The organism is Caulifigura coniformis, assembly GCF_007745175.1.
Lineage (GTDB): Bacteria > Planctomycetota > Planctomycetia > Planctomycetales > Planctomycetaceae > Caulifigura > Caulifigura coniformis.
Genome location: NZ_CP036271.1, coordinates 542,603 through 567,566, shown reverse-complemented (window position 1 = coordinate 567,566; position 24,964 = coordinate 542,603). Strand labels below are relative to the sequence as shown.

15 protein-coding genes are annotated in these 24,964 nt (G+C 64.6%); 9 read left to right on the top strand and 6 right to left on the bottom strand.

Translation table 11 applies throughout. The features are described from left to right. Positions 1–15: 15 nt before the first annotated feature. Entirely contained in the window at positions 16–1,689 is a 1,674-nt protein-coding gene (locus Pan44_RS02280) for an ArnT family glycosyltransferase (protein ID WP_197453770.1), read from the top strand. Between the two features lie 51 nt (positions 1,690–1,740). Here Pan44_RS02280 and Pan44_RS02275 read toward each other — a convergent pair whose 3' ends face one another. Beyond that, positions 1,741–3,930: a glycoside hydrolase family 57 protein gene (locus Pan44_RS02275; RefSeq protein WP_145026827.1), complete on the bottom strand. Its 2,190-nt coding sequence runs from the start codon at positions 3,928–3,930 to the stop codon at positions 1,741–1,743. Between the two features lie 430 nt (positions 3,931–4,360). Here Pan44_RS02275 and Pan44_RS02270 point away from each other — a divergent pair, with 430 nt between their 5' ends. Next, positions 4,361–5,269, top strand: coding sequence for a 2-oxo acid dehydrogenase subunit E2 (locus tag Pan44_RS02270; RefSeq protein ID WP_197453769.1), 909 nt, complete (start codon positions 4,361–4,363; stop codon positions 5,267–5,269). A gap of 16 nt (positions 5,270–5,285) precedes the next feature. On the opposite strand, the gene secA is transcribed toward Pan44_RS02270, so the two are convergent. Both secA and Pan44_RS02260 read right to left on the bottom strand, forming a co-directional pair. Then, the gene (gene secA, locus Pan44_RS02265) at positions 5,286–8,936 is read right to left on the bottom strand and encodes a preprotein translocase subunit SecA (protein ID WP_145026823.1); all 3,651 of its coding nucleotides are present in this window, start codon (positions 8,934–8,936) and stop codon (positions 5,286–5,288) included. 510 nt (positions 8,937–9,446) lie between these two features. Beyond that, entirely contained in the window at positions 9,447–10,706 is a 1,260-nt protein-coding gene (locus Pan44_RS02260; protein ID WP_145026821.1) for a polysaccharide pyruvyl transferase family protein, read from the bottom strand. Positions 10,707–10,917: 211 nt separating this feature from the next. Between Pan44_RS02260 and infA the strand changes: the two genes are divergently transcribed. Then, the gene (infA, locus tag Pan44_RS02255; protein WP_145026819.1) at positions 10,918–11,136 is read left to right on the top strand and encodes a translation initiation factor IF-1; all 219 of its coding nucleotides are present in this window, start codon (positions 10,918–10,920) and stop codon (positions 11,134–11,136) included. Between the two features lie 79 nt (positions 11,137–11,215). Further along, on the top strand, positions 11,216–11,677 hold the full coding sequence (gene rnhA / locus Pan44_RS02250; RefSeq protein ID WP_145026816.1) for a ribonuclease HI: 462 nt from the start codon (positions 11,216–11,218) through the stop codon (positions 11,675–11,677). Between the two features lie 113 nt (positions 11,678–11,790). On the opposite strand, the gene leuS is transcribed toward rnhA, so the two are convergent. Continuing rightward, positions 11,791–14,736 carry a leucine--tRNA ligase gene (gene leuS / locus Pan44_RS02245; protein WP_145026814.1) on the bottom strand — a complete coding sequence of 982 codons (2,946 nt, stop codon included), beginning with the start codon at positions 14,734–14,736 and terminating at the stop codon, positions 11,791–11,793. A 148-nt stretch (positions 14,737–14,884) separates the two neighbouring features. Between leuS and Pan44_RS02240 the strand changes: the two genes are divergently transcribed. Further along, positions 14,885–15,736, top strand: coding sequence for an NAD(P)-dependent methylenetetrahydromethanopterin dehydrogenase (locus Pan44_RS02240; RefSeq protein ID WP_145026812.1), 852 nt, complete (start codon positions 14,885–14,887; stop codon positions 15,734–15,736). A 219-nt stretch (positions 15,737–15,955) separates the two neighbouring features. Here the strand turns inward: Pan44_RS02240 and Pan44_RS02235 are convergent, their stop codons facing one another. After that, entirely contained in the window at positions 15,956–19,168 is a 3,213-nt protein-coding gene (locus tag Pan44_RS02235) for a YCF48-related protein (protein ID WP_197453768.1), read from the bottom strand. A gap of 138 nt (positions 19,169–19,306) precedes the next feature. On the opposite strand from Pan44_RS02235, the gene Pan44_RS02230 reads away from it, so the two are divergent. Both Pan44_RS02230 and Pan44_RS02225 read left to right on the top strand, forming a co-directional pair. Then, the gene (locus Pan44_RS02230; RefSeq protein WP_145026808.1) at positions 19,307–19,735 is read left to right on the top strand and encodes a hypothetical protein; all 429 of its coding nucleotides are present in this window, start codon (positions 19,307–19,309) and stop codon (positions 19,733–19,735) included. A gap of 140 nt (positions 19,736–19,875) precedes the next feature. Beyond that, entirely contained in the window at positions 19,876–20,793 is a 918-nt protein-coding gene (locus tag Pan44_RS02225; protein WP_145026806.1) for a DUF1559 domain-containing protein, read from the top strand. A 440-nt stretch (positions 20,794–21,233) separates the two neighbouring features. Here the strand turns inward: Pan44_RS02225 and cyaB are convergent, their stop codons facing one another. Continuing rightward, positions 21,234–21,785: a class IV adenylate cyclase gene (gene cyaB, locus Pan44_RS02220; RefSeq protein WP_145026804.1), complete on the bottom strand. Its 552-nt coding sequence runs from the start codon at positions 21,783–21,785 to the stop codon at positions 21,234–21,236. Positions 21,786–21,889: 104 nt separating this feature from the next. On the opposite strand from cyaB, the gene Pan44_RS02215 reads away from it, so the two are divergent. Together Pan44_RS02215 and Pan44_RS02210 are read left to right on the top strand one after the other, a co-directional pair. After that, entirely contained in the window at positions 21,890–22,633 is a 744-nt protein-coding gene (locus tag Pan44_RS02215; protein WP_145026802.1) for an ABC transporter ATP-binding protein, read from the top strand. After that, positions 22,630–24,891 (top strand): ABC transporter permease subunit/CPBP intramembrane protease, encoded by a 2,262-nt coding sequence (locus Pan44_RS02210; protein WP_145026800.1) that lies wholly within the window; start codon positions 22,630–22,632, stop codon positions 24,889–24,891. The genes Pan44_RS02215 and Pan44_RS02210 overlap by 4 nt, the downstream gene beginning before the upstream one ends. Positions 24,892–24,964 lie beyond the last annotated feature (73 nt).

The window sequence follows — 24,964 nt, the reverse complement described above, 5'->3', positions numbered from 1 at the left end:
CCAAGTGGCGGAGTGATGACCGAGCGTCGCTGGAAGGCTGCGACTTGGCTGGTCATTGCGCTGCAGGTGGCGTTCTCGATCCATTTCGCCGCCACAGCCAGCGTGACGCATGATGAATACTGGCACCTGCCGATCGGCGCCATGCACTGGCGGACGGCACGGTTCGACTGGGAGCCGCTGAATCCTCCGCTCGTCCGGATGTGGGCCGGCCTGCCGGTCGCCTTCCTCGATGGCACGCCCGTTCCGGAAAAGCCGATCCCGCCCGGCGAGTACGGCGACCGGTTCGTGGCTGCGAACCGCGAGCGATTTCAGTCGCTGTATTTCTACGGCCGGTTGATGATGGTCGCCCTTTCCGCCGTGACGACGCTGCTGATCGCGCGCTGGGCCGGGTTGCTGTTCGGCGCCGCCGCGGGCACGGTGGCGGCGATCACGTGGGGCCTGTCTCCCACTACCATCGCGCATGGCTCGCTGGTCACGACCGACATGGGCGCGGCGCTGGCTTTCATTGCCGTCCTGTGGCCGCTGGAACGATTCGCGGCGTCGCCGACATGGGGCCGCGCGCTCGGCTGGGGCTCGCTCCTGGGACTTGCGCAGGCGATGAAGTACACCTGCATTCTCCTCTACCCGTTGTCGCTCGCCTGCTGGTGGTTCGCTCCACGTCAGGACAGTCCACCGCAGGCTCCTCGCACCGTCGCGACTCGCCTCCTCGCCGGAATCGCCCTGAGCCTGCTCGTCCTTAACACGGCTTACCTGTTCGAAGGCTCGTTTCGGCCGCTGTCGTCGTATGCCCTCCGCAGCCAGTCACTGAAGACGATTCAGAACGTCTTCCAACCGTTGAGCGGACTCCCAGTTCCCCTTCCCGCGGCGTGGCTCACTGGCCTTGATGAGCAGCGGCTGGTGATGGAACAGCAGCACCCGGTCTACCTCGATGGAGTCTGGAACGTCACCGGTTTCCCCGACTACTACCTGAAAGCGATCCTCTACAAGACTCCCCTGGGGACACTGGCGCTGTTCCTCATCGCCCTGATTGCCATCGTCCTGCGGCGACTCGAGCTGCGCCGCGCCGTCTTTCTCGTCGGCCCGGCGGCCGCGCTCATCACTCTTGCCTCCAGCGAAGGGATGCAGCTCGGCGTGCGTTATGTCCTGCCGTCGCTCGCCCTGATGACGCTGGCCGCGGCCGCCCTCGTGTCCGTGCCGGTCCGCTGGCTCAAGATCGCGGGCCTCGGTTGCGCCTTCGCCTCTCTCGCCGGCCTGTGGAGTCATCCCTATGAACTGGCGTCGTTCAACCTGATTGCCGGCGGCCCCGATGGCGGGCGCTACCACCTCGTCGATTCGAATCTCGACTGGGGACAGGACCTGAAAACCCTCGCCGACTACATCCGGCGTGAGAAGATCGACGACATCGGCCTGGCCTACTTCGGAACGGCCGATCCTGCGTTTTTCGGGATCAAGTTCCATGAGCCCCCCTCACGCCCGCAGCCGGGCGTGTATGCCATCAGCGTCAATTTCGTGATGGGCCGGCCGCATGTGATCCTGGATGGCAAAGGGGGATCGAGAGCCGTGAACATCCACGAGTTCAGCTACTTCCAGTTCTTCGAACCAGTGGCGCGGCTGGGGCATTCGATTGATGTGTATCGGCTGAGCGAGAGCGACGTGGCCGAATGGGAACGGGCGGCGAGTCAGCGGTGACGCCTTTGCTCAAGCACCCCGGCTGCTCAAAGCAGCCGGGGTGCTTTGTGGTTACGCCTGCCAGACGCGCTGCTCGAAGTCCGGCGCTGGAACCAGCAGCTCGAACGCCCCTTCCGAAGGAATCCGCTCCCGGCTTTGCTTCTGGCTGAACAGTTCCATCGACCAGTGGCAGGGGCTGCCCGGCGTGATTGCCAGTTCGGACAGCGGGATCCCGCATTCGAAAATCTCGTGAGCGGCCGCGGCGGCTTTTGAGCGGGCCACGCGCTGGCCGTCCCGCTGCACGCGCACCTGCGGAGTGGCGGTCGAGGGATGCGAGATCCGCACTTCGACGTTCTCCGGCTCGAGGAACCGCAGCCGGATCTCATCGACGCCCGCCAGGTCTTCCCGCGCGGCGTGGGTCGTATCAATGCGGACGAGCAACCGTTCGCGATCGAAGCCAAACTGCACCTGCCGGACGAGCCCTTCCGTCACCTGGGCCATCGTCCCGCGTTCCTGGCCCGCGCGATAGCTGCCTGAGTTCAGCCATTCGAAGAACGACTGCCGGCCATCGACCTTCACCCGCAGAAAACTCTTCGGCTGCGTATGGATGATCCGCTGCGCGACCCGCTTGATGGGACGCATCAGAGCGCCGGGAGGCGATTCGCCGAGCAGCGCGTAGACATTCTGGAGATGACGGCGGAACAGCAGATCAAACAGCGCGTCCTGCGCGGACGAGAATTCTCCCCCGAACCACCAGTACCAGTCGCTCCCTTCGGCGATGTACAGCTCTTTCCAGGCCTTCTCGAGGATCTCGGCCGATGCCCGCTTTTCCTCGGTGGCCTTCTTCAGGAACTCGCGCGTGGGGTGGAGCAGGTCCCACCCGGCGCGGTCTTCCTCGTGCCCGATCCAGATTGCGAAGTTGTGGGAGATCCAGCTTCCGGCGAACAGCTTTCCGATCCGGTCAGTGGCCGGGTACTTCTCGACATGCTCGCCGATCGTCATCGGCTTCACCTGCGGATGGACGGCCGCCTGCTGGTACAGGTGCCGGAGGAAGCGGACTCCCCCATCCGGATAGAACTCCCAGCAGTTCTCGCCGTCGAGGATCACCGGCACGATTGCCGGCCTGTCCCCCATCCGTCCGGCAACGCCGCGGCCGATCGACGCGACCTTCCCCAGCATGTCGTCTGCCGCCCACACGGGATCATTCCGCTGGTAGTGGAAGCCGATCAGGTCGCTCAATCCGTGGTCGCGGAAAACGATCTGCAGCTGCTTGCCGTCCTGCTCGACCCGCCACGGGCGGAACAGCATTTCAGGGCGGGTGACCAGCCCCTGGCCGTCGCGCGAGACGAAGTTGTCCGTCGACTGCATCAGGATCTCTTCGTCGGTCGCGATCCATTCGATGCCCGCGTCGGCGATCGCGGCGATGATGTCCTGGGAAACCGAGCCTTCCGACGGCCACATCCCTTTCGGGGGCTTTCCAAAGCACTCGGTGTGGAGCTTCACCGCCCTCCTGAGATGCTCGTGGACGTCTTCCTTGTAGGAATCGGTGTACCGAGGGAGTTCACAGGCCGGCATCGCCTGCCGCGCGCTGCGCTTGTCCCAGAGCAGCGGCATGATCGGGTGGTAGAACGGAGTCGTCGTCAGCTCGACCTGCCCGTTCTCGGACAGCCTGCGGTGCAGCGGGACAATCTCTGCGAGCACTTCGCGCTGCCTGTCCAGCAGCCAGTTCTTTTCGTTCTCAGACCAGCCCTGCCCCTTCTGACGGAACGCGCGCAGGTCTGCATCACGCTCGAACAGCAGCTCGTGAAACCACGTCAGGTTGCTCCAGACCTGCAGGTCGCGGAGATCCTGCTGCGAATACCGATCCCGGACGGACGCCGCCGATTCCCGGCCCAGCCCGCGCTTCAGATAAAGCTCGTAGTAGCGCTGGTGCGGACGGATCATGCCGTCCACATAGGCCATGAAGAAATGATCCAGCAGATAGTGCGAGTCGAGCTCCGAGAGTCCGTCGACCGGCATGCGGGAAACGTCGAGGTGGCGATCGCTCTTGCCGTCGACATACCGCTGGATCTGGACCAGCAGGCTCGGCACGAGGTTGATCGTGCACCGGAACTCCGGCACCTCGGCGATATGCATCGCCATGCCGATGTAGTCCTTGGTCCCGTGCATCCGGACCCAGGGCATCAGGGTTTCACCGGAGATGTCGTCCGGGTAGTAGGGCTGATGCTGGTGCCAGAACAGAGCCAGTGAGACAGGTTGCATCAGGTCGGGCGATCGTTGACGGCGGTTCGACGAATGGGCGCTCGTCCGCTTTGTAGCACAGAACTGTCGTCCCGGTCACACTCCCGCCCGTTCACCATGCCGATGACTCCAGCTCGTCGACAGACCGTCCCTCGACCGTCTCATCCAGACACCACAGAACCGCCGAGCCAGCCCGGGCCAACACCATCGCGGCCAGCCGCAGGTAGAACCCCGGCTCGAACGATGATCGTGAAATGTCTGCCGCCGCCGCTGAAAACATGCGACGGGCGTTGTTGCAGTCGGCGAAACATTCGACCGAATTGCCCGAATGACCGGGCCATCCTGCAATGACCGCAATCCTCGATGGTCGCGGCGATCCATTGTGATGTATTGTTCATGGTCCGGATTGTCTGGTCCCGTGCCTGATGGTCTTTCGAGCAAGCCCCCTCCCATGACGAGTGAATCACCGAGCGTTCACCAGGCGTCGGTGGAGGGAGACAGCGTCCACCCCCTCACGGAACAGCGCCGGCTGATCTGGGACGGGATGCGGCTGTCGCGACGGTTCTTCCTGAACCACCAGATGTTTCTCGTCCGTTTTGACGCCGTCCAGGCGCGGCGGGACGAATGCCGCCAGCGCGGCCTGCCGGCCCCTTCCTTCTCCGCGTGCGTGATGCACGCCATCGGGCAGGTGCTCCCCCAGCACCCGTGGTTGAACGCCTACCTGACGCCGTTCCCAAGACGCATCGTCCGCTACAGGAATGTCGACATCTGTTACACGGTCGAATGCCGGAACGCAGACGGAGCTCCCTACGTCGGCTTCTCCTGCCTCAGAAACGCGGCCGCTCTGAGCCTGGACGAGATCAGCGCCCAGTTGACAGCCACCCGCACCGCCTGCGACAGCGGGTCCAAGGCCGCGCAGCATCCCTACACGGGCCTGCCAACGGTTCTCCGCTGGCTGCACTACACCTTCCGCTGCGCGCCGTTTCCGACGAAGGCGCGGGAGATCTTCGGAACCGTCGGGTTCTCGAGCGTCGGGAAGTGGGGCGCGATGATCACGACGCCGCTGGCGCCGCGGTCACTCACCTTCTCGCTCGGAACAGTGGACCGCCAGCCCGTCGTCGACGGCGACATCGTCCGGCCGGGCCTCGCGGCCTGGCTCACATTGACGTACGACCACCGGATTGCCGACGGGGCACAGGTCGCCCGGCTCGGGGCCGAGATCGCCGATTTCCTCGCCCGGTTCCCGATCGGCCCGACGCCCGCCCTGGCCATACCCGCCCCGGCCGCCGTGAGCCCGGAAGCAAAAAGCCCGCGGGGAGTCCCCTCGGGCTTGAACTCATTTCCAGCGACGAGCGGTTGAGAAGCGATCGCCTCTCCTACCCGTTCTGGCCGTGGCACTTCTTGTACTTCTTCCCGCTGCCGCACGGGCAGAGGTCGTTCCGGCCGACTTTCTCATCGAAGTTCCGGATCGGCTCCACTGCCTTGATCTCCTGTCCGGGCGCGAAGTCGTTGCCGCCGTCGTGCGATGGAGCCGGTTGACCGGCGAACTCTTCGCTGATCGACTGTGCCTCGGCGTGAGTCGTCGAAGAGATCTCCCACAGCGACTCGAGGTAGTCGACCGAGCTTTCCGTATCGACACGGAAGACGTTGAACGTCACGAGTTCGCGGACATGTTCCCACATCTGCTCGAACATCCGCATGCCGAGCCGCTTGTACTCGACCTTCGGATCCTTGCCGGCATATCCCTCCAGCCCGATCGACGATCGCAGCTGGTCCATCCCGAGCAGGTGTTCCTTCCAGGCCGTGTCGAGAATGCTCAGGAGGATCGCCCGCTCCGCCTCGGCGAACTCCGGACGGTACCGACGCTCCAGCGCCTGGTAGGCGGCGACCTTCACTTCCGACTTCGGAAGCGTCGCCAGTGACTGCGGCTGCAGGTCGAGGCTGAGCGTCTGATTGCTGAACTGCGCCAGTTGCGTGAACTTCTGCGGATCTCCCGTCGGGTGACCATTGACGCTTTCAACCGCCCGGTCGAGTTCCTGGTCGAACTTCCGGAACGCTTCTTCGGACGGGTAGTACGCCCGGCTCATCTGCAGCAGTTCGTCTTCGACCTGCCGGAGGGTCGTGACGTTCTCCAGGCGGGCCGGATCGAGCCGCGAACGGAACCGCTGGCTCGCCCAGCCGATCAATCCTTCGCGGTCGCTCTCTCCCTGCGGGCGGATGTAGCGCGTCAGGCCGATGGCGACCGGGAAGCGGATCTCCTGTTCGCGATAACGCTCACGAACCGTCTTCTTCAATGATGTCAGCGTCTTCTCGGGCTCGTCGAAGCTGCCGAGTTCTTCCGGCGTGATCTGCAGGGCGAACTGCTGCCCCAGCCATCCGGACATCTGGCGCTGCGCGAAGTCGGGCGACGTGATGAATTCCAGCGGCTGCCAGTCGGTCCGCTCGATCGACGCCTTCGCCCCTTCGAACATCAGCCGTTCGAGCGCCTCGCGGTCGATGTCGTCCCCTTCGCCCGGAGGCGTGCTGATCTTCTTCAGGTCCCGGTCGTTGGTGTTCATGCCGAGCGTGCGGTTGGCCCAGCCCGCCAGCGACTGCCAGTTCCAGTCCCGACGCTCCACCTCCGGCGGCAGGTTCTCGTCGATCTGCTCGCGGATCAGCCCTTCCAGCTGCCGCATCGCCTCATCGCTGAGGAAGTCCTTCATCTGCTCGAGGTCCATGTCCGCGAGACGCTGCGGCTCGACCTCGATCTTCAGCGCCATCCGCGCCCACCCGGCCGCAATGTCGTTGCGATACAGCGGGTGAACGAAATGGCGGAACCGGTCGATCTGCGATTCTTCCATGATCGACAGCACGGTGTTGTCGTCCGGACGCTTCGTCGTGCGATCGAGCTGCTTGTCGATCATGTCGAGGATCAGGTCGCGGCAGTTGGTGCCATCGAGCACGCGCTGGCGGAACCCGTAGACTTCCTTCCGCTGGAAGTCCATGACCTCGTCATATTCCAGCAGGCTCTTGCGGCTTTCGAAGTGACGTTCTTCGACCCGCTTCTGCGCCTTCTCGATCTGCTTGGTGACCATCCCGCTCTCGATGGCCTCCCCTTCCTGCATGCCCAGCCAGCCGAGCATCGCCTGGACCTTTTCGCCCATGAAGATCCGCATCAGGTCGTCTTCGAGCGACAGGTAGAACCGGCTCGAACCGGGATCTCCCTGGCGTCCCGAACGGCCGCGGAGCTGCAGGTCGATTCGGCGGGCGTCGTGACGCTCCGTGCCGATCACATGCAGTCCGCCGACATCAGAGACCTTCTTCCCTTCGACCTTCATCCCTTCCCGCTGGGCGATCTCGTCCGACATCTGGTCCCAGACCGACTTCGGCACGTCCAGGCGCGACGGGTACTGCGTCTTCAGCACTTCCCAGGCGAGATACTCCGGGTTGCCGCCGAGGATGATGTCCGTTCCGCGGCCGGCCATATTCGTGGCAATCGTCACCGCGCTCAGTCGCCCGGCCTGGGCGACGAACTCGGCCTCGCGCTCGTGCTGCTTCGCGTTCAGCACCGCGTGCTGGATGCCGCGCCGCTGCAGCATGTTCGACAGCCGCTCGCTCTTCTCGATCGACACCGTGCCGACGAGGATCGGCCGTCCGGTCTTGTTCACTTCCACGATTTCGTCGCAGACGGCGTTCCACTTCTCGCGCTCGGAGCGGTAGATCACGTCTGCATGGTTGATGCGTTGCGTCGGGCGGTTGGTCGGAATCGCGACTACGTCCAGACCGTAGATCTTGTAGAACTCCTGCGCCTCGGTCATGGCCGTTCCGGTCATGCCCGACAGCTTCTTGTACAACTTGAAGTAGTTCTGGAGGGTGATCGTCGCGAGGGTCTGCGTGACCTCCTTGATCTTCACTCCTTCCTTCGCCTCGACCGCCTGGTGCAGGCCGTCGCTCCACTGACGGCCCGTCATCTTGCGGCCCGTGTGCTCGTCGACGATCACGATGCCCATGCTGCCGTCTTCGACCCGCTCGACGACGTAGTTCACGTCCCGCTTGTACAGGTAGTGGGCCTTCAGCGAGTTATCGAGCAGGTGCGGCCACTCCATGTTGCCGGCCGTGTAGAAGCTTTCGACACCCGCCAGTTCTTCCGCGTGCCGGATGCCTGCATCCGTCAGGTGACAGGAGTGTTCCTTCTCCTTGACTTCGAAGTCGGTCCCCTTGATGAGCTGCCGGGCGATCTTGTCGGCCTTGGGGTACTTCGTGAGGTCGTCGGAAGCCGGGCCCGAGATGATCAGCGGCGTGCGGGCTTCGTCGATCAGGATGTTGTCGACTTCGTCGACGATCGCGAAATCGAGCGGGCCCTGCACCTGCTCCGACTTCCGCATCTTCATGTTGTCGCGGAGGTAGTCGAAACCGAATTCGTTGTTCGTGCCGTAGGTGATGTCACAGTCGTACGACGGCTTGCGGTCGTTCGGACGCATCGACGACTGGATGCAGCCGACCGTGAGGCCCAGCCCCAGGTACAGGGGGCCCATCCATTCCATGTCGCGCTTGGCGAGATAGTCGTTCACGGTCACGACGTGGACGTGGCCGGCCATGGCGTTAAGCGCCACCGGCAGCGTGGCGACGAGCGTCTTGCCTTCGCCCGTCATCATTTCGGCGATCTTGCCCTGATTCAGCACGTACGCGCCGACCATCTGCACGTCGTAGTGACGCATCTTCAGGTAGCGGCGGCCCGATTCGCGGGCGGCGGCGAAGACTTCCGGCAGGATGTCGTGGACGGTTTTTCCGTCCGCCAGCTTCTTCCGCATCTTTGACGCCGTCTCTCTCAGCTCGGCGTCGCTGAGCTTCATCAGTTCCGGCTCGAGCTGGTTGATCCGGTCCAGCGTCGACCCGGGGGCGATCCTGGTCGATCCGTCCTGTTCGCGAATGAAGCCGATCCGGCGCACTTCGCGCTCGTTCGACGACTTGAACACCTTGCGGATCATGCGCTCGACAAACCCGGTGAGGGCGTTGAAGAAGTCGCCGAGCTTGTCGAAGAAATCCATGTCGTCCGCTGCTCCAGAACAAATGAGTCGCGTTCGTCTTCGACCCGAAGACGAACACCGCAGACCTGGTGGGCTGCGGGCAGGAAAACGCTGCTTCATCCCTGGTCGATTGAAGACTTCAGGGGCAAAACTGGCCGCTCAGCGTCGGGACCGTGGGCGTCGTTGCCATCGGAGGGTGGCAATTTCGGCGCGGATCGCGGGCGTTTGCGGAACGTCTCGCTTGCAAATCTGTCATCAGCACGTGAAAGGCACATGCCGGACCGGAGTCCGTCCGATGCGCAGAAATTGGCGCAAGCATCCTGCTGGCCGAAGTTTATTGCGGCTTCAAAAGGGGGTCAACGGGGGCTGGCACCCGCCCGGTCCTGCCGGATTGGCGGGTCATTCCAGCTGAAACGCCCAAACCACCGCCGAACGCCGGGCACGGGGCGACCAAGTACGTCACTACCGGCCCAGCCCGTGTGGTCAGGAACCCGTGACGCCACCAGGGTCCGAGGTCTGAACGCTGAGGCCTCAGCCCAACTCCTTCTTCAGCACCCCCATCGTCTCCCGCTGCCGCTTCTCCACGAACGCCCGGGCCTTTTCGGCCTTTGCTTTGGACCCCACGGGATCCTTCGCCATCGCCAGCACCGTCGGAACCACCTTCGCCACCTCGGCCTCGTCGTCCAGGTTGAACAGCCAGTCCCCCAGGCCGATATCCCGCCACATGTAGCCCTTGCTCGTCTGCTCGGCCCACCGGCAGACAATCGCCGGAATTCCATTCCCGATGCACATGATCGGGCTGTGCATCTCGTTGCCGAACAGCCCGGCGCTCCGGCGATACGTGCTCACGGCTTCGCCCGTCAGCCAGTAATTCGGCCGCCACACCGCCCGGCCCTTCACATCGTCGGGCAGCTTGTCGAACAGCAGTTCCTTGCCGACGGCCATCTGCGTCTGGTCTTCCGGGCAGATCAGCACCTTCAGGTCCGTCTGACGAATCACTTCCACGATCGCCTGGCGGAGCTGGGCGTGATCGTGCTCTTTCATCTCCTCGTTGCGGGCGTGCTTTTTCTCGTCGAACGCCGACTTCTTTTCGGGAATCACCCAGTACGGCGTATACCGCAGCCGCGGAATGCAGCACAGGAACTTCCCCGGCTCGAGCTGGTTCGCCTTCAGAAACGCATCGGCCGCCGCATCATCCCGCAGGTCGGTCCCGAACGCCCCGTCGGGCCCAAACTCCATCACCGGCGCCTTGCAGCCCTTGTCCTTCGCCAGCTGCATCGAGACGGAATCGCGGAAGAACACGAATCTCGCCTGGTTCAGGATTCCGATCGTCGTCGCGATCGCCTCGGCGGACGCCGGCTTCGTCGCCGTCGACGACTGCAGCGGGAGCGTGATCCCGTAGATCCCGAACGGCTTTCCGGTCGCCTCGATCCACCGGGCGACGTCCTTCTGCGCCACGAGCGACGCCCCCGAGCCGTGCAGCAGGAAGTCGCAGTCCGCGAACGCCTTCTTCAGGGCGTCCGCCCCCTGCACGATCTTCAGCTTCGGGAACCGCGTCATCAGCAGTTCGTCGACGCCGTTGTCGATCTTGCTCGGCCAGAGGTGAATCTCCGCATCCGGCAGGTATTTCTCGAGCAGCGCCAGCACGCCCGGCGTGTGGGCGATGTCGCCGATGTTCACCGTCTGCCAGGACGACCGCAGCAGGATCCGCTTCGCCCCGCCAGCCGCCGCCTGAAGAGTTGTCGCGAGCCCGGCCGCGAAAGTCGTTGCAAGAAAGGTCCGACGATTCATCAAAGGCCATCCTGAGCGGGGACGCGAAAATGAGTCACAGATCGTCATGGCAGCGTAACAACCCGGGACGGCGCCGTCCCGGCTGGCCAGCGTCTCCCCCCTCGAACAACATCAGGTGCGGCATCCCCGTTTGCCCGCTGTGCCTCCGGCCGCTAGACTTCCGAATTCCAATTCTTCAATCCCCCTGCTCGCACCCAGAGAACTGACGCGTATGTCGAAGGAAGAGGCCATCGAGATGGAAGGGACCGTCAATGAGGCGTTGGCCAACACGCAGTTCCGCGTGACATTGGACAACGGCCACATGGTGATGGCTCACGTCTCGGGCCGGATGCGGAAGAACTTCATCCGTATCGTGCCGGGCGACCGCGTCAAAGTCGAAGTCTCTCCGTACGACCTCACCCGCGGTCGCATCATCTTCCGCGAACGCTGATCGGCACTCAAAGCCCGGCGGCAGCATCGCCGGGATCGCCCGCGAGAGACTCGCGGGGCTTTGGTGAAAGCGGGCAATCATGGCTCTTCCCGTCGTCAAGCTGTTCACCGACGGCGCGTGCAGCGGGAACCCCGGCCCCGGCGGCTGGGCCTACATCCTCGAGCATCCGGCCAGCGGCGCCCGCCGCGAAGCATCCGGCGGCGCTCCGCTGACGACCAACAACCAGATGGAGCTCCAGGGCTTGATCGAAGGCCTGCAGGCCCTCAAAGGCCCGAGCGAAGTCGAAGTGGTGACCGACAGCCAGTACGTCGCCAAGGGCTCGCACGAATGGCTCCCCGGCTGGAAGCGCAACGGCTGGATGCGCAAGGAAGGGGGCAAGCTCAAGCCGCTGAAGAACGTGGAACTCTGGCAGGCGCTCGATGCGCTGCTCGCAAAGCATCGGGTGAAATTCACCGTTGTGAAGGGCCACAGCGGCCACCCCGAAAACGAACGCTGCGACGAACTCGCCGTCGAAGCCGCTCAGCAGTTCAAGAACCAGTAGCGCGCGTTCGTGCCACGGCTCTGAGAGCCGTGCAATCTCAGCAAAAGCTCTCCGCCGGGCGAATGCTTACCACCAACCAGCGGGCATGAAGCCCGCCGCCCGCCCGCGGCCGCTCACCCTTTCACCACAAAGTTCACCATCTTCCCAGGCACCACGACCACCTTCACCACCGGCTTGCCCGCCAGCTGAGCCTGCACCTGCGGATCGGCCTCGGCCTGGGCCTGGATCGCCTCCTTTGACGCGTCCGGAGCAATCCGCAGCTTCGCCCGCACCTTGCCGTTCACCTGCACCGGGATCTCGATCTCCGATTCGACGAGCTTCGATTCGTCGTACTTCGGCCAGGGCGCGTACGCCAGTGATTCCGCCTTGCCCAGCAGATTCCAAAGCTCTTCGGCGATGTGCGGCGCGAATGGGGCCAGCAGCAACACGAACGGCTCCATGGCCGACCGCGGCCGCGTTTCCGTCGTTGTGAAGGCGTTCGTGAACTCCATCATCCGGCTGATCGCCGTGTTGAACGACAGCTTCTCGATGTCGTCCGTGACCGCCTTGATCGTCTTGTGCAGGAGGCGTTCCTGCTCAGTGGTCGGCGCGACATCCTGAACGGCCGGATTCAGCGTCGGCTCATCCGCGCGCTCGTCGGCGATCATTCGCCAGACGCGACCGAGGAACCGGTAAACGCCGTCGACGCCGCTCATGCTCCAGGGCTTCACCTGTTCGAGCGGGCCCATGAACATTTCGTAGAGGCGCAGCGAGTCGGCGCCGTACTCCTTCACGACCTCGTCCGGGTTGATGACGTTGCCGCGGGACTTGGACATCTTGAATGCGCGACTCTCGACAACGATGTCAGGGCGCCCCTTCAGAACGAGATTGCCGCCGACCTTCTCTGTCTCGTCGACAGTCAGTCGCACGGCAACAACGGCCTCGCCGGTCTCGCGCAGCACCTTGCCGTCATCCGGCCCATCTTTGACGTCCTTCACCGACACCCAGGCATCCCTGGCGATCTCGGCAACATTCGCCACGCCCTTATCAGGGCGTGCCACCCCGAGCTTCTTTGAATCCTTCACATACCCAGTCAGTTCCGCCTCGCCCAGGATCATTCCCTGGTTCACCAGTTTCCGGAACGGCTCCGCCTGCGACACGAATCCGCGGTCGAACAGCACCTTATGCCAGAACCGTGAATAGAGCAGGTGCAGCACGGCATGCTCAGCCCCGCCGACATAGAGATCAACCGGCAGCCAATATTTTTCAATCTCCGGATCGATGAACCGGTTGGTGTTCCTGTTGTCGGCGAACCGCAGGTAATACCAGCAGCTCCCCGCCCATTGCGGCATGCTGTTGGTCTCCCGCTTCAGCTTCGTGCCGTCTTCGGCCGTCCAGTACAGCCACTCCTTCGGCGCCTTCGACAGCATCGGCTCCGGGTTGCCGGTGGGCTTGAAGTCCTCCATGTGCGGATGGAGCACCGGCAGCGCGGCCGGATGATCGGCCCGCATCAGGCCCGTGGGGTTGCCGGCGTCGTCCAGCTCATGCCAGATCGGGAACGGTTCGCCCCAGTAGCGTTGGCGTGAGAAGAGCCAGTCGCGCAGGCGATAATTCACAGCCTCTTTTCCGAGGCCAGCGGCCGCCAGATCGGCCGTGATCTTCGCTTTCACTTCCGCCGTCGGCAGCCCGGTATACGGCCCCGAATCGAGCGCCGTTCCCTCCCCGGTAAACCCGATGGGATCAGCGTCCTTCTCCGGCGGCGCAACGACCGGAATCACCGGCAGCGAGAACGCCTGCGCAAACTCCAGATCGCGTTCATCGTGTCCCGGCACGGCCATGATCGCCCCGGTGCCGTAGCTGATCAGCACGTAGTCAGCGATCCAGATCGGGATCTTCTTCTCATTCACCGGGTTGATCGCATACGCGCCGGTGAAGCAGCCCGTCTTCTCCTTCGCCAGGTCGGTGCGGTCGAGGTCGCTCTTCCGCGCCGCCTGCTCGCGATACGCCGCGACGGCCGACTTCTGCTCCGGCGTCGTGATCGAATCGACCAGCGGATGCTCGGGAGCCAGCACCATATAGGTCGCGCCGAACAGCGTGTCGGGCCGCGTCGTGTAGACCCGGATCACATTCCCTTCCGGCGTCGCCACGAACCCGGATTTCGTGCGCGCCGCTTTCCAGTCGCCGAACGACGAACCATCAATCAGGAAATCGACTTCCGCCCCGGTGCTCCGCCCGATCCAGTTCCGCTGCAGCAGCTTGATCGACTCGGGCCAGTCCAGTTCTTCCAGCTCGCTCCCCAGCCGGTCTGCATAGGACGTGATCCGCAGCATCCACTGCTTCAGCGGCACGCGCTGCACCGGATGCCCACCGACTTCGCTCTTGCCGTCAATGACTTCTTCGTTGGCCAGCACCGTCCCCAGCGCGGGGCACCAGTTCACCGGCGCTTCCGAGATGTAGGCCAGCCGGTGCTTGTCCTGGTACTTGCGGACCTCCGGTGAGAGTTGGCCCACAGAGGGCTGACGCCCCCCGCTCGCCAGGAGTTCTTCGGGGATCGGCAACTCACTGATCGGCCGCGCCCGCCCCTTCCGCGTCACTCCATCCGGCCCCGTCCACTCCACGCCCGCGTCATACCAGCTGTCGAACAGCTGCAGGAAGATCCACTGCGACCAGCGGTAGTAGTCCGGGTCGGTTGTCGCAAACTCGCGGCTCCAGTCGTAGCTGAAGCCCAGCATTTTCAGCTGCCGCCGGAACGTGCCGATGTTCTTCTCGGTCGTGATCCGCGGATGCGTCCCCGTCTTGACCGCATGCTCTTCGGCGGGCAGGCCGAACGCATCCCAACCCATCGGATGCAGCACATGCTTGCCCCGCATGCGGGCGAACCGGCAGACGATATCGGTCGCGGTGTACCCCTCCGGATGCCCGACATGCAGCCCCGACCCCGACGGGTACGGGAACATGTCGAGGACGTACAGTTTCCCAGCCGAGTTTGCGGGCGGCGTGTTGGGAGTGACGAACGTCTTGTTCTCATCCCAGAACTTCTGCCAGCGGGCTTCAATGCGTTGAGCGTCGTAACGGGGCATTTTGACGGAGCAAAAAGTCGAATCGGTCGGCGGAGGAAAACCGGTAGTGTAGAGACTCCGCCAAGAGCAAGCAGGTTCAGAGCGCCCCACTACCCACGACCCACGCCCCCATTAAACTCCCCTTCCCGCGCCCCAGGACTCCTCCACCATGAAACGAATCCTCATCCAGCTCGATACCGACGCCCTGCCCAGCGTCTTCGACCGCGTCGTCGCCATTGATGCCGGCGTCGATGAACTCTTCAGCTATGGCGGCGTCACACCCGAAAACGTCACCGGACTCGTCCATGGCGCGATCTTCACCCGCGGGCCGGCCGATCTGAAGAACACCGCCCTCTTCATCGGCGGCAGCAACGTCGCCGCCGGCGAAGCGCTCCTCAAGGCCGTAAAGAAGGCGTTCTTCGGCCCGATGCGGGTCTCCGTCCTGATGGATTCCAACGGCTCCAACACCACCGCGGCCGCGGCCGTCTTCGCCGCCACGAAACACATCAAGCTGGCCGAGTCGACCGCTCTCGTCCTCGGCGGAACCGGGCCGGTCGGTCATCGCGCCGCGCAGATTCTCGCGTCGCAGGGAACGCAGGTCCGCGTCGCCTCGAGGGAGAAGTCGAAGGCTGAAACGGTCTGTCAGAAGATCCGCGACGTCGTGAAAGACGCCCGCGTCACGCCCGTCAGCTCGTCCGACACTCCCGCCAAGCTTCTCGAAGGCTGCGATCTCCTCATCGCCGCCGGGGCCGCCGGAGTCCAGTTCTTCAAAGCCGAAGAATGGCAGCAGGCCTCCTCGCTCAAGGTCGCCATCGACCTCAACGCCGTTCCTCCGGAAGGCCTCGCCGGCATCGGCGTCACCGACAAGGCGGTCGCCAAGGGCCCCATCACAACCTATGGCGCCATCGGCGTCGGCGGCCTCAAGATGAAGATCCACCGCGCCGCCATCCAGAATCTCTTCGAAGCCAACGACCGCCTCCTCGACACCGCCGCCGTATACGACCTGGCCGCGAAGGTCTAATCAGTTCCAGAAGCCCCCAGGCAAAAATTGCGTGCCACGGCTCTGCGAGCCGTGCGACGGCAAGCGAGACATTCCTCTGTCGCCAGGCGCGGGTGCGGGTGCGGGATCGCAGATGCCGCCTGAAACCGCACGGCCGACACGGCCGTGGCACACGCTCCGTTGTGTGCAGATCCCCCTCGTTGTGCGCGGGTCTCCGGACCGCGCGAGCCCATCCCGTTCCTACTCCAGCATCAGCAACCCCATCGACTCCGCCGTGATCGGGGCGTTGCCTGGCCAGACCCACGACTGCCGGCCCACCGCCGGCATCGTCCGGGTCACTCCCAGAGCCATCACCGCTCCGGGAGCAGGCGGCTGCGGGCAGAGTTCCGACCAGTTGATCGCGGCCTCGATTCGCCATGTCGATTCATCGGCGTTGCAGGCGACGTGCCACTTCGGGTTCCACTCCTGGTTCGTCCACAGCGCATCCCGCGTCCAGCCGCGCTGGTCGATGTCGAGGCAGTAGGCGCTCTGGTAGTCGCGGTTGATGTCGAGCGCCAGGCTGATGCGGTCGTGCGCATCGAGATCCGCGTCGTAAGGACGACCGGCATAGGAGGGAGCATCCTTCGGAATTGATGGATGCCTCGGGGCACTCGCGGCGAAATACAGGTATGCGCCATCGTACGCCAGCATGCAGAACGCCGACCCGTTCAGGTCGCGGGCCGGGGCCGAATCGATCGCGTCCAGTTCGTCGTTGCGCTTCGGCGCCGATCGCGGGGCGCCGGCGATCCGGATTTCTTTCGCCACCTGCCAGCACTCGTCCGCCAGAACGCCATCAAGGATGGGCGGCCGCGACGTGTGGTTCGCCCGATAGACCGACTGCAGCGACTGCGTCGACGGTCTCAACAGCCACAGTTCCCCATGCGCGACTCGCTGGCTCCAGCCCGTCGTGTTCTGGACGATCTGCGTATAAATCGACTCGGCTTCCTGGTGCTTGTCATGCCGGCGATACAGCGCCGCGAGCTGGAACTGCAGTTCCACGGCCTCCACGTCGTCCGGAGCGACTCGTTTCCAGTCCTCCAGAAGCTGTGCCGCCTGTGCGAACCGCTTGCTGGAGTCCAGGTTCCTCCTTCCGGTCATCGATCCCTGAGGCCCTTCCGCCTGGATCGCCTTCGCACCGGCCCCCAGCACCGAGGCCATATCGCCAACGAACACGCTCCCGCCGGCCAGCGTGACTGGCCGGCGCTGTCTGGTGTTGCTTCCGGCCGCCTGCTCCACCTGCATCTGGGCGACGCCCGTTTCCCGGCCACGGTGGTATTCGAGCTCTCCGCTCGTCCACAGTGAAATCAGCCAGCGACGCGCCTCCCGGGCGGCCGCGTGTGCCGGATATCTCGTGACCAGTTCCATCATCGTCGCTTCCGCGGCGTCCCAGTCCGCTCGCCGACGCAGGTCGTCGCCCAGCATCGCCAGCGTGATCGCCGCCTGCTCCTCCGGCATCCCCTGCAGAGATGCGTCGAGTTGGCCCAGGAGCACATCCGACTGCCCCGGCCGGCTCATCAGCTTCAGCGACATCTTCTGGAAATTGCGCTGGCGCATCGCCATCTGCAGCGTCGTGTCGTCGGCTTCGATCGGCGTGACCGGCAACGGCCGGCGCGCGTCGCCGCCGGCCGCGAGCGACAGCCCCGTGAAGAATTCGCGGGTCGTCGCCGCGGGCACGCCCGGAATCTCCACGGGCCGAAATGTCTCCCGCTGACCGATGGAATCGAGCGAGAGCCCCAGCCGACTCGCCGCCGGCGCGACCAGCGTGCTCAGCGACGTCTGCTTCTGGGGCATCCATTCGAACGGATCGATCGCCAGGTCTCCTTCCTGTCCGGTCAGTCCGCGTGCGTAGACGCGTTTGATGCTCCAGCCCGGCAGGGCGGCAGTCGTCCAGAGAGGGGCCAGTCGTCCCTGATCGGCCTGTGCGTGAGACGCCGCCACGCCCATCGCCGCGCGAATCACCTGCGTCGGCATGTCGTCCGCGGGAGCGTCGTCCAGCAGGATCACATCGGGCCGCCACGTCCGGATCTGTGTGACGAGCGTCGCGATGAGAACATCGTTCAGCTTCTGGTCGGCGAGGACTGACCATTCCGACATCAGCTTCTGCGGATTGCGGTCGAGCCCCGGCAGCGACACCGGCAGCCGCCAGTCGGTCACGCCGCAAGCCGCCGTGAGCGACAGGACTGCATCTTCGAACCGCCGGCTTCCATCGGCGCGGCGCTCGGTCTCAGGCTCCACATCACGGCGGACGAGGCTCCACGCCCCGACCCGGTATCCGCGATCAAGTCCATCACGGGCCAGTTCGAACAGGGAAACGCGGGTCCCGTGGGCATGGATGGCCAGCGCAGCCAGTCGACGACCGGCCCCGCGCACCGTGGTCCACGCCCCGCCTGCTTCGCTGACGAGAATTTTTCCCAGCGCGCCGACGGCGATCCGCTTGTCGCCTGGCAGGCAGATGATCGCATGCAGGGGAGTCGTCTCCCCTGTCGGCTGCGGTTTCCAGGTCGCTCCGCCATCAGGCGAATGCCAGATGACGCTCCCCGGCGTCCCGCCGACCCACACTTCATTCCTCGAGGCTGCGACCGCAGCGAAGTCGAACACCATTCTCGTTTCGATCGGCATGGATGCATCGGCCGCCGGCCAGGATGCTCCGCCGTCGTTCGAGCGGACAATCATCCCGCCATCGCCGACCGCCCAGACCGTCTTCGCCGGCCGGTCCAGGCTCGACGCCTTGAAGCCCCGCAGACCTCCCAGCGGAGTGGAGTTCGTCACTGCCCCGCCTGCCAGTGATCCGAGCGCCCCCTTCTCTCCCGCCAGCACGGCGAATTGCGACGACGCGAATTCCGCCGTCGTCCAGCCGTTCGTCTTGTCCCCGGGCACGGCAGTCCAGGTCCGGCCGCCGTCGCTGGTGGAAACCAGTCCTGAAGGATGGCGGTCGGTCGAGTCGCCGACTGCGATCCCCTCGACATCGCTGAAGAATCTGATGGACCGGATGGCGGGCAGGCGCTGTTCGCAGACGACCGCCCACGTCTCGCCGCCGTCGTCCGTCGCCAGCACGACTCCCTCCGACGCGCCCGAGTATTCGCGCGTCCCGCCCCCCGCGATCCAGCCTTCGTCTTCGCTGACGAACGAGATCGACCGGAGCGTGGCCTCGGTCTGGCAGGGAAGCAGCGTCCACGTCTGGCCGCCGTCATCGGTCCGCAGGATCGTTCCGCGATCCCCTACGGCGAACCCGCGTTGTGGGCTCGTGAAGAACACGTCGCGGAGCGCCGCGTCGTCGCGATCCGGCCGCGTCACCGCCTCACCGGCAGGGGCATTCTCCGCGCCATGAACTTTCGCCAGGAAAACCTGGCCGTGCAGGATCACCAGCGCCGTGATCATCCCGCGCGTAAAATGGCGACAAAAGTCTGGCCGCATGTGCCGCTCCCTGGCATTCTGAAAAGGCTGCGGACTGTACGCCAAAGTCCCGGGACACGGGGAGGTCGATTCGGCGACGCCCCCGGTCGCGGCGGGACTCATTGCCCGACCTGCAATCGTTGTGTAACTTTGAAGTCGATGACACGACGGACGCCATCGCTGGAGTTCGCATCACGCCTGAGCAAAGCGTGCCTGGCAGCGTTTTATGCCGCCATCGCCCTGCTCGGGTCGGGCGGACTCCACGCCGTCGCGCCGCATGTTCATTCGGCCTGCTGCCCCGCCGAAGAAAAGGCCGGGCATACGCATCATGGCTGCACGCATCATCACCACCATCACCCGCAGCCGGCCCAAAGCCAGGCCCCGGAGTCGGGCGAAAGCCCCTCTTCTCCGTGCCCTGACGGCTGCCTGATCTGCGAGTTCGCCGCGACGCCGGCCGTGTCCGTCGCCCTCGTGACGCCCCCTCTGCTGCCGGGCTTCACGACCGAACTCGCGCCGCTCCCCGAGCGTTCCGCGCCGGCCCGGACCGCCGCCCGCTTCTGGATTCGTGGTCCGCCGGAACTCGGCTGAGAGTTGTCGCTGCGCGTCCGATCTCCGGTCGATGACGCCCGGATTCCCTCTCGCCGCCGCCCCTTTTCCCGGGCGAGGTTCTTCATTCCGTCGCCTGCCATGCGACGGGTCTCTCCGGCATTCATTCTCCAGGTTCCTTCATGCCACGTTCATCCCGACGGGGGTTCACCCTCATCGAGCTTCTCGTCGTTATCGCCATCATCGCCATCCTCATCGCCCTGCTGCTTCCCGCCGTCCAGCAGGCCCGCGAAGCCGCCCGCCGCGCCACGTGCAAGAACAACATGCGGCAACACGGCCTCGCCCTCCACAACTACCACGACACCTTCAACGTCTTTCCCCCGGGCTGGATCGCCGTCGACCCGGTCACCCGCCGCCCCTCCGCCCATGAAGGGGTCAACGGCGCCGGCTGGGGAACCATGATCCTTCCGATGGTCGAGCAGGGCCCGCTCTACAACTCCTGGAACCCCAACGTCGCCCTCGAATCGCCGCTCAACCAGGCCTTTCGCGAGTCCCAGCTCCCCGTCTTCAAGTGTCCGTCCGATCCGCAGCCCCTGACCTTCGACATCGGTGAAGAGGACGATCCGACGCAGATCATCTGCAAGCTGGCCATCGCCAACTACATCGCCTCATTCGGCTCCATCGCCATCGATGACTGCGAAAACGCGCCGGGAACAGCTCCCGTGCTCGCCAGCGGACAGTGCAAGGGGAACGGAGCCTTCTACCACAACAGCCGCGTCCGCATCGGCGACTTCATCGACGGGACCAGCAACACCATGATCGTCGGCGAGCGGAAAACCGATCCCGTCGAGAACTGGTACAGCACCTGGTCCGGCCGCGTCGCCGAAGCGGAAGAAGGCATCCAGCGCGTGCTCGGCTCGCTCGACCATCCTCCCAACGATCCCCACCGGCACTTCGACGACTTCAGCAGCCAGCACACCGGCGGGGCCCATTTCGTTCTCGGCGACGGCCACACCCGCTTCGTCTCGAGCAACATCGACCAGGAGGTGTACCAGTCCCTCGGAACGATTTCCGGCGGCGAACGCGTCGGCGATTTCTGACCGCCATTCCGCAGCCCGGCTGCTCGAAAGCCGCCGGGCTGCCTGGCGTCAGATCGTCTGGTCATTCCCACCGGTCACGGCTCGGAACCCGCGAGGCCTGTCGGTCTGTCCAGTTGAAGGCCCTTTGCGGCGGCCTGATGGGCGATGTGTGACGACCTGTGACGGAGACCTGTGACAGCAGAAAATGGTCTGAACCCCTGGGGATTCGTGACCTGTGACACCTGTGACATGTGTGACGAGTTTTTGGAGGTCATTTGCCCTCCGACTCGCCCGGTCGGCACTCGTCTGTCCTGAATTGCCAAAGAACGAACTCTCTCCCTTTACGGGAGAGGTTGCGCGCGGAGCAGAATTGAGCGTGCCAGGGGATTGGGGCCTGGCCGACTCCCTGTGGGGGCGATGTTCAGCGGCGTGACGGCCGAGTTCGAATGTCCAGACGCCGCTCACACCGCGCCCTGCTCCACCAGCAACTGCAGATACGACCGCCTCTCCCCCTGCGTCAAACCGAGCTCTCCCGCCAGTTCCAGCAGCCGGTCGCGCGCCGCCTCATAGGAATCGCGTTCGGCCGACGCTTCCAGCTCGACGAACAGCCCCAGCCCTGTCACCTCATCGATCGTGACGAGAACCGGCAGACCTCGATCGAGCATCGGAAACTTCGTCCGCTGTTTCTCGACGTCGCCCGATTCCACGAAACCGAGCAGTCCGAGAATCCGCCGGGCTGTCTCCAGGCCAGTCTCGGGCGACAGGTCGAGTTCCAGTTCCTCGCGACTCTTGGAGACACGGTCGAGAAGTTGCCCTTTATATGTCAGCGTGGCCTGTGAACCGTCCCACCGCAGCCGGAGGGCCTCGTCCGTCTGTCGGAAGTCGCGCGCCGGGTGGTTGAAATAGAGGTCCCGCTCGACCGTCGGTGCGCCCGGCTGTGCTCCGCGGGCGATCAGTGACGCGAGCAGCGATTCCGGTTCGTCAAGCCGATATTTGAGTTCCACTTCAATCATGCGACGCCGTCAGAATCGGGTGAGTTATCAAATCGCCGGGATGCAGTTAGGCTAGGATTACTCCCAGATCATTTCGCCTTGAGCCTCCATCGAATCTCCTCGGCATGCTGATTGTCGATCGCCTGTCGAAGAGCTTCCAGCGCGACGGGCGCGAATTTGCGGCGGTGGATGGACTCAGCTTCCGCGTTGACACCGGAGAAGTTTACGGCCTGCTGGGTCCCAACGGCGCCGGCAAGACCACCACGCTCCGCTGCATCCTCGGCCTCCTCGACCCAACTTCCGGCGACGTTCTCGTCGACGGTTATCGCGTCTCCGAGAAACCCCAGGCCATCAAGCAGCGCATCGGCCTCGTCTCCGCCAGCGCCGGACTCTACCAGTGGCTGACACCGCGGGAGATCCTCGACTACTTCGCCGACGTCTATTCCGTCCCGCCCGATGTCGCCGAGAAGCGAATCGAGGAACTCTCTGATCTGCTCGACCTGAAACTTTTCCTCAATCAACGCTCCGCCACGCTCAGCACCGGCCAGAAACAGCGGGTCAACCTCGCCCGCGCGCTGATTCACGATCCGCCGGTCGTCCTGATGGATGAACCGACCCTCGGACTCGACGTTGTCGGCAGCCAGGTCGTCTTCGACTACGTCGAACTGCTGAGAACCCAGAAGCGGGCCGTCGTCGTCTCGACGCACCACCTCGATGAAGCCGGCCGACTCTGCGACCGCTTCGGGCTCCTCTTCCACGGACACCTGCGCAACGAAGGAACTCTCGACGAACTCAGGCAGCAGACGGGACAACCGGGCCTGGTCGAAATGTTCGTGGAAATGCTCCGCGACCGAAGGAGTTCCGCATGACCGGCGAACCCGGTTCGTCGCATTCCCCGTCGAAATGGGCCCGACGGGGCCGCCTGATTCTCAAGGAACTGCGGGAAACCCTCAGGGACCGCAGGACCATTCTGACCTTGCTGCTCATGCCGATCCTGGCGTACCCGCTGCTCGGCGTCGCCTTCCAGCGGCTGCTGATCACGCAGATCGCCGCCACCGGCACGCCGGAATACTTCATCGCCTTCCCCAACATCGAGCAGAACCGGGAGTTCGAGAGGATCTGGTCGAACTCGCTCAGCGCCTGGCAGGATCGCGAGGCGATCCGCCGACGTAACAGCGGCCAGCCGGCGTCCGGGCCGCAACCGACTGAAGCCACGCCTGCCCCGTCGGTCGATCCCTCCGCGGCCGTCACGGGCGTCCCGTCCGAACCGATGCTGACGGTCCGCCGGGCCGATCCCGGCATTCCTGAACCCGATGTCGAAGCGCTGCTGGCGCGCGGACTCATCGACGTCGGAATCGTCGTCGATGCCCCGCCGATGTTCGATTCGGAGCCGAAGACTCCGGGACGGGTCCAGCTCATCTATGTCGACCGCATGCCTCGCAGTGTCGAAGCCTATCGCTTCGTGCTCGAGCGCCTCGACGCACTGAACAGCGCCTACCTGCGCAGCCAGGCGCGCGCGGCCGGAATGCCCACGTCGGTCAACCGCATCTCCGTTCGGGCCCTGCCGGCGGCCTCGGGATCCAGCGCGTTCCTCGCGAGCCTGGTTCCCCTGGTGCTGCTGCTGATGACCGTCACGGGGGCCGTCTATCCGGCGATCGACCTCACGGCCGGAGAACGCGAACGGCACACTCTCGAAACCCTGATTGCCGCCCCCATCTCGCGAATCAGCGTTCTCTTCGCCAAGTATGTCGCCGTGGTCACGGTCGCCATCCTTACGGCGACCGTGAACGTCATCGCCATGCTGCTCACCATGCAGGCCGTCGGTCTCGAGAAAGCGATCTTCGGCGATGTCGGCATCACGCTCAAATCGATCGTCGGCCTGTTCGGCCTGCTCTGCGTCTTCGCCACGTTCTTCTCCGCGGTGCTCCTCTGCCTGACCAGCATTGCCCGTAGCTTCAAGGAAGCGCAGGCCTACCTTATTCCCCTGATGCTGCTCTCACTGGCGCCCGGCGTCGCGAGCCTCATCCCGGGAGTCGAACTGGGGTCGGCGTTCGCCGTCGTCCCGCTGCTGAACATGGTGCTGCTCGCCAAGGAAACGGTCCTCGGCTCAGCCACGCTCGGACTCACGGCCGTCGTCGTCGGATCGACGTTGCTCTATGGAGTCGCCGCCCTTTCGCTGGCCGCCCGCTGGTTCGGAAGCGACGCCGTCCTCTCGGGCAGCACCGGCGGGTGGTCCGACCTGTTCCGCCGACCGGAATCCCGGAACACGGCCATCAAGCCGGAGATCGCCTACGGCACGGTGGCCGCGATCTTCCCGGTCTTTTTCCTCACCGGCAGTCTCATCGGCCGCATGGCCGACCTTTCCATCGAATCCCGGCTGGCGCTGAATGCACTGCTGACGGCCGCCATCTTCGGAGGCATCCCCGCCGGCGTGGCCCTCTGGCGGCGCGTCCCGCTGGCGAATGCGTTCCAGCTCAGGCGTTCGCGCCTCCTCGCGCTGCTCGGGGCCGTTGTCGCCGGGGCCGCCGCCTGGCCCCTGGCCCACGAAGTCGTTCTGCTCCTTTCCAAGTCGGGCCTGTCGACCATCGGAACCGAGCAGCTCGAACGGGCCCACGGAATCATCGAAGCCTGGAAGAACGTGCCGTTCGCAGTCCGGCTGATCTGCATCGCCATCGTGCCCGCCATCTTCGAAGAACTCTGCTTCCGGGGCTTCCTCCTGGGAGCCATCCGCCGCCGCACCGCTCCCTGGGCCGCTGTGCTCATCACCGCCCTGGCCTTCGGACTCTTTCACATCCTCGTCGGTGGCACGCTCGCCATCGAACGCCTCGCCCCCAGCACACTGCTCGGCCTCGCGCTTGGCTGGATTGCCCTGCGGACCGGCAGCGTGTTCCCCGGCATCGTGTTTCACATCCTCAACAACGGCACGATTGTCGCGCTCGCCGAGTACGAGCAGGCGCTGAAGGACAAAGGCTGGGACGTCTCCGACCAGCAACACCTCCCTCCCGCCTGGCTGGTGACGTCGGCGGCGTGCGTCATCGTTGGACTCACGCTCGTCTGGGCCGCGACCAGATCGAAACGCGAGCAGGCTCCCGCGCCGCCCATCAGCAGGCCTTTAGAAAACGCGTAAAGTGACTCACATGCCAGGCCACGAATGGCATCCGGCCTGTTCAATCCTTTTCTTCTGACCGGAACCGGCGTTT